Source organism: Frankia sp. CeCAU1, assembly GCF_977971845.1.
In genome coordinates, this window is record NZ_CDWWXA010000092.1 from 1 (window position 1) to 5,829 (window position 5,829).

At 71.1% G+C, this 5,829-nt stretch carries 5 protein-coding genes and 1 pseudogene; all 6 read right to left on the bottom strand.

What is annotated here, in order from left to right:
- Nucleotides 1-369 precede the first annotated feature (369 nt).
- The gene (locus AC08OO_RS15840; protein WP_476610524.1) at nt 370-1,008 is read right to left on the bottom strand and encodes a DNA-3-methyladenine glycosylase; all 639 of its coding nucleotides are present in this window, start codon (nt 1,006-1,008) and stop codon (nt 370-372) included.
- 26 nt (nt 1,009-1,034) lie between these two features.
- Nucleotides 1,035-2,525, bottom strand: a complete 1,491-nt coding sequence (gene argH, locus AC08OO_RS15845; RefSeq protein WP_476610523.1) for an argininosuccinate lyase — start codon at nt 2,523-2,525, stop codon at nt 1,035-1,037.
- On the bottom strand, nt 2,522-3,724 hold the full coding sequence (locus AC08OO_RS15850; protein WP_011437554.1) for an argininosuccinate synthase: 1,203 nt from the start codon (nt 3,722-3,724) through the stop codon (nt 2,522-2,524). The genes argH and AC08OO_RS15850 overlap by 4 nt, the downstream gene beginning before the upstream one ends.
- Nucleotides 3,725-3,889: 165 nt before the next feature.
- On the bottom strand, nt 3,890-4,540 hold the full coding sequence (argR, locus tag AC08OO_RS15855) for an arginine repressor (protein ID WP_023841505.1): 651 nt from the start codon (nt 4,538-4,540) through the stop codon (nt 3,890-3,892).
- Nucleotides 4,537-5,541 (bottom strand): ornithine carbamoyltransferase, encoded by a 1,005-nt coding sequence (argF, locus tag AC08OO_RS15860; RefSeq protein ID WP_085015048.1) that lies wholly within the window; start codon nt 5,539-5,541, stop codon nt 4,537-4,539. Before argF ends, argR begins: the two co-directional genes overlap by 4 nt.
- Nucleotides 5,538-5,829 (bottom strand): annotated as a pseudogene (locus AC08OO_RS15865) (acetylornithine transaminase); the annotation flags it as partial. The gene argF and the pseudogene AC08OO_RS15865, both read right to left, overlap by 4 nt.

The window sequence follows — 5,829 nt, forward strand, 5'->3', positions numbered from 1 at the left end:
TGAGTGGACGTCGCAGGACGTCACCCTCAGGCGGCTTGCTGGCTTCTTACAAAATTCTGGAGGATGCTCGTCAGTTACTCCCCGGACGGGGGCTGCCGTACATCTGCCACACGCGCCCCTCGGGGGGGCAGTCACCGACCGCATCCGTGGTACTCGGCGGATCCGGCGTCTCGCTGACAGAGAGAACATTACGGGTGGATGACGGGGGACGTCAAATCAATCCCTTACCAAGATATGTGATGTACGTCACACCTTCTCAAGACCGGTTCGTTGTGATCTTCTGATATGGGACGCTTGATGGTCTGGGCCGGAAGACTGGCACCCGGAACACGGGCCAGAGCATCACCGGGTCGACTCACCCGGGTCGACTCACCCGGGTCGACGCGGCGGCCGCGGGCCGCTGACCGTCGCCTCGCCAGCGAGCCAGAATCGCCAGGGCCATTCGGTCGCCACCCGAATCCCCACCCGGGGGCCGCGGCGGACCCGGCCGCCGGAGATACCGGGCGGGCCGGGAGGACGGATCCCCCGGCCCCCGGCCAGTGCCACCGTAACCGGCCCCGGGCCGGTGATCGGGGTTCCGCTCAATGCGCCGGTCACGGCGAGCGCCCGTCCCAACCGGCCGGGGCCACGCGCCAGGTCCGCCTCGACCAGGTGCGGGAAACGGCCCGCCACGAGGTCGCGACCCGCCACGACCTCTCCGGAGCGCAGGAGCACAGCCGACGCCGAACCAACCGGTCCGCACACCACGTTCAGACACCAGTGGACGCCGTAACTGAGGTAGACGTAGGCCCGTCCCGGCGGTCCGAACATGACGGCCGCGCGCGGCGTCGGGCCGCGGTAGGCGTGCGAGGCGGGATCGTCCAGCCCCCCGTACGCCTCGACCTCGGTGATCCGAACGGCGACCGGCCCGTGCCAGACCGTCGCACCAAGAAGAGCCGGTGCGACGGCCAGAACGGGCCGGTCATAGAAGTCCACCCCGTCCGGCGCGGCACCGTCCGTCGGTGCCATGCCGGGCGAGGATTCGGGTAGTGCCGTCAACCCACCGCCCAGGCCTGGTCCCGGTCCAGCACCGGACGCAACGCGATGATCTGCTCGCGGACCCGGTCGGGAGCGGTCCCGCCGGGGGCCGAGCGGGCCTCCAGCGCTCCCCGCACCGACAGCACCTCGCGCACGTCCGGGGTGAGCAGGGGGTTGATCATACCGAGATCGTCGTCCGACACCTCGTCGAGATCGACGTCGTGGGCCACGCACCACGACACGAACTGGCCGACCGCCTCGTGCGCCTGACGAAACGGCACCCCTCGGCGCACCAGGTACTCGGCGACATCCGTGGCCAGCGCGAAGCCGTCGGGCGCCGCGGCGACGAGCCGCTCGCGACGGACCCGCATGGTCGCAACCGTGCCGGTCAGCGCGGGCAACACCAGCAGCAGGGTGTCGACCGCGTCGAAGACCGGCTCCTTGTCCTCCTGCAGATCGCGGTCGTAGGCAAGCGGCAGTCCCTTGAGGGTGGCCAGGAAACCGGTCAGATCCCCGATGAGCCGGCCGGACTTCCCCCGGGCCAGCTCCGCGACGTCCGGGTTCTTCTTCTGCGGCATGATCGAGCTACCGGTCGCGAAGGCGTCGTCCAGTTCGACCCAGCCGAACTCCCTCGTCGTCCAGAGCACGATCTCCTCGCCGAGCCGCGACAGGTGCACCCCGATCAGGGCCGCCACGAACAGGAACTCGGCGGCGAAGTCCCGGTCGGAGACCGCGTCGAGGGAGTTGGCGAACGCCCGGTCGAACCCCAGCTCCGCGGCCACCCCCTGCGGGTCGAGCGGCAGCGAGGAACCGGCCAGTGCCCCGGCCCCCAGGGCGCTCACCGACGCCCGGACGTCCCAGTCGCGCAACCGGTCGATGTCCCGGACGAACGCCTGCACGTGTGCCAGCAGCTGATGACCGAAGGAGATCGGCTGGGCGTGCTGCAGGTGGGTCATCCCGGGGGCCGGGGTGTCGACGTGCTGCTCGGCAAGCACGACCAGCGCGTGGGACAACTCGGTCAGCCGCGCGGCCACCTCGCGGGCCGAGTCCCGCAGGTAGAGCCGCAGGTCGGTGGCGACCTGGTCGTTGCGGCTCCGGCCGGCCCGCAGCTTTCCGCCCAGCGTTCCGAGCCGTTCGAGCAGACCACGTTCGAGGGCGGTGTGGACGTCCTCGTCCTCGACGGTCGGACGGAACCGGCCCTGGGCGACCGCGTCGGAGAGCTCGTCCAGGGCGGCAAGCATCGCCGCGAGCTCGTCGGCGTCGAGCAACCCGGCCCGGTGCAGGACCCGGGCGTGCGACTTCGACGCGAGCAGATCGTAGGGCGCCAGCCGCCAGTCGAACTGGACGCTTGTCGACAGCCGGGCGAGCGCCTCCGCCGGGCCGCCGGCGAAGCGCCCGCCCCACAGCCGCATCGGCGCCCTGTCACCGGGCCCCCTGTCACCGGGCGCCCCGTCACCGGGCGCCCTGCGCGTCGTGTCGTTCCCGCCGGGCGGGTGCGTCGCGGTCACGGGTTCAGCCGCTGCTCGCGCGCCGCCCAGACCTTCGTCGGCAGACCCCAGAGCTCGATGAACCCGCGGGCGTCGCGCTGGTCGAACTGGTCGCCGGCGTCGTAGGTGGCCAGTGCGTGGTCGTACAGACTGGCCGGGCTGCGCCGGCCGACGACCTGGGCGACGCCACCCACGAGCCGGATCCGTACCTCCCCGGACACTCCGGCGCTGGCGGAGTCGACGAAGGCGTCCAACGCGCTCTTCAGCGGCGAGTACCACAGACCGTCGTAGACGATCTCACCCCACCGCTGGTCGATGCCCCGCTTGAACCGGGCGACGTCCCGCTCAAGCGTGAGGTCCTCAAGGTCCCGGTGGGCCGTCAGCAGCGTGATCGCCGCCGGGCACTCGTAGATCTCCCGGCTCTTGATGCCGACGAGCCGGTCCTCGATCAGGTCGATCCGGCCCACGCCGTGGGCGCCCGCCCGGACGTTGAGCTCGGCGACGAGATCGGCGAGCGGGAGGGAGCGCCCGTCCAGCCCCACCGGGACACCGTCGATGAACGAGATGGTCACCTCGTCGGGGATCCGCGCGACGGTGGGGTCCGCGGAGTAGACGAAGACGTCCTCCGGCGGCTGGGCCCACGGGTCCTCGAGGACGCCGCACTCGGCGGTGCGGCCCCACAGGTTCTGGTCGATGGAATACGGCGATTTCTTCGACACGTCGATCGGCAGGCCGCGTTCCTCCGCGAAGGCGATCGCCTTGTCCCGGGTCATCCCCGAGTCGCGCACCGGGGCGAGCACGCTCAGCCCGGGGGCGAGCGCCGCCACCCCGACCTCGAAGCGCACCTGGTCGTTGCCCTTGCCGGTGCAGCCGTGCGCGATGGCGTCCGCCCCGTGCTCGCGGGCCGCAGCGACCAGATGCCTGACGATGACGGGTCGCGACAGGGACGAGATCAACGGATACCGGTCCATGTAGAGCGCATTACTCTTGATCGCCGGAGCGACGAAGGACTCGGCGAACTCCTCACGGGCGTCGACGACGATCGACTCGACCGCGCCACAGGTGAGGGCGCGCTGCCGGATGGCCTCAAGGTCCTCGCCGCCCTGGCCGACGTCAACCGCCAGCGCGACGACGTCGGCGCCGGTCTCGGCGCCGATCCAACCGATGGCCACGGACGTGTCGAGGCCGCCCGAGTAGGCAAGCACGACGCGTTCGGTCACAGTACTTATCTCCTTATGTCGTTTTATATCCGAATCATGTTGAATTATTGAAAATCACGCCGGGCTGGTCAAAGAAAAACCGATGAGTGCTATTTTTAGCAAAAATCAGCGCTATGTTCATCAAGGATGCCGGGAAGGCCGGTTCACGGCGTCGCCGGCGCACCGCTACGCATCCTGGTCTGGCACGGCGGACGATCCCGTCGACGCTCCACGCGCCCGGCCGTCGGCGAGCCACAGGAGATGGGCGGCGAGTGCCGGACCCCTCGGACCAGCATGCCCTCCCTGACCAGCGGGATCTCCCGGACCGACCGAACTCTCCGGACGGACCGAGCTCTCCGGACGGACCAGGGCCTCGGCTGCGGGAGCCGACCGGCAGACGACGAGCACCGTGTCGTCCCCCGCGATCGTGCCCATGACCCCCGGAAGCGCCTCCCGGTCGAGCACCGAGGCGAACAGCTGCGCGGCGCCCGACGGCGTGCGCAGCACGACCAGGTCGCCGTTGGCCTCCGCGGAGACCAGCAGTTCCTCGCAGAGCCGGGTGAGCGACAACCGGACGATCTCCGCCGGCGCGAGGTTCGCCTCGACCGCGTAGACCAAGCCGCCGTCCGGACCGCGCACCTTGGTCGCCCCGATGTCCTCCAGATCACGGGACAGGGTTGCCTGGGTAACCTGGACGCCCTCGGCCGCCAGCAGACGCGCGAGCTCGGTCTGTGAACGCACGCCGCGCTGACCGATCAACGCCGCCAGCCGAGCCTGGCGGGCGTGCTTGGTCAACGGCGCGGCACGCGCGGCCTCCGCGCCTGCTTCCGAGGTCATCGCCCGGTGCCCCCCACCGACGATGCGCCCCCCACCCCGGACGCGCTTCCGGCGGTGCCGGTCGGACCGACGCCCTCGGACAGCAGGATCGACAACAGGGCCTTCTGGGCGTGCAGCCGGTTCTCGGCCTGGTCGAACACGACCGAACGGGGTCCGTCGATCACCGACGTGGTGATCTCGAGCTCCCGATGCGCGGGCAGGCAGTGCATGACGATCACGTCGGGCGAAGCGGCCTCGACGGCCTTCTCGTCGAGGCGGTACGGCTGGAACACCAACGCGCGGCTGTCCGACTCACTCTCCTGACCCATCGACGCCCACACGTCGGTGTAAAGCACGTCTGCCCCGGCGGCGGCCTCCAGCGCGTCGTGCATCACCAGCGCCTCCCCCCCGGTCACCATGCCGATCTCATTGGCGTGCCGCACCACCTGCTCGAACGGCTCATAGCCGGGCGGCGAGGCCACGTGCACCCGCATGCCGGCCGACGCGCCGGCGAGCAGCAGCGAGTGCGCGACGTTGTTGCCGTCGCCCAGGTAGGTCAGGGTCAGCCCGGCCAGGCGGCCCCGCCGCTCCCGGATCGTCTGCAGGTCGGCCAGGGCCTGGCAGGGATGGGCGTGGTCGGACAGCGCATTGATCACCGGAACGGTGGCCGCCGCCGCCAGCCGCTCCAGCCGCTCCTGCGCGAAGGTACGCACGACGATCGCGTCGACGTACCGGCTCAGCACGGCGGCGGTGTCCTCGATGGTCTCCCCCCGGCCAAGCTGCGCGCTCGCCGCGTCGATCACCACCGGGTGGCCGCCGAGCTCAGCGACGCCCACGTCGAACGACAGTCGGGTGCGCGTCGACGGCTTCTCGAACAGCAGCGCCACCGAGCGCCCGGCGAGCGGACGCTCCGTCAGCCGGGTGACGCGGCGGCGTGCCTTGAACCCGTCGGCGAGGTCGAGCAGAGCGGTCTGCTCCGCGGGGGTCAGGTCGGTGTCGAGAAGGAAGTGTCGGACCGTCATGCGCTGACCCTAGAGCCCGGGGCTGACGCGGACTGCGCCGACGCGGACTGCGCCGACGGAACCCGGGCGGCGAGCGCGTCGCCGACGATGCCGGGCAGGGCCGCGACGAAGGCGTCCACCTCGGCGGCGGTGAGGATCAGCGGTGGGGCGAGCCGGATGGCGTCGGGGGCGACGGCGTTCACCAGGTAACCGGCCTCGCGGGCGGCCTTCTCCACCGCCGGCGCGAACGGGCCGTCGAGCTCGATCGCCCGCCACAGCCCCTGTCCCCGGACCCCCGCCACGCCGGGC

Coding starts and splice junctions, on each gene's coding strand:
- argF (WP_085015048.1), bottom strand. CDS start 5,541: ATGACGGTCCGACACTTCCTTCTCGACACCGACCTGACCCCCGCGGAG.
- argR (WP_023841505.1), bottom strand. CDS start 4,540: ATGACCTCGGAAGCAGGCGCGGAGGCCGCGCGTGCCGCGCCGTTGACC.
- AC08OO_RS15840 (WP_476610524.1), bottom strand. CDS start 1,008: ATGGCACCGACGGACGGTGCCGCGCCGGACGGGGTGGACTTCTATGAC.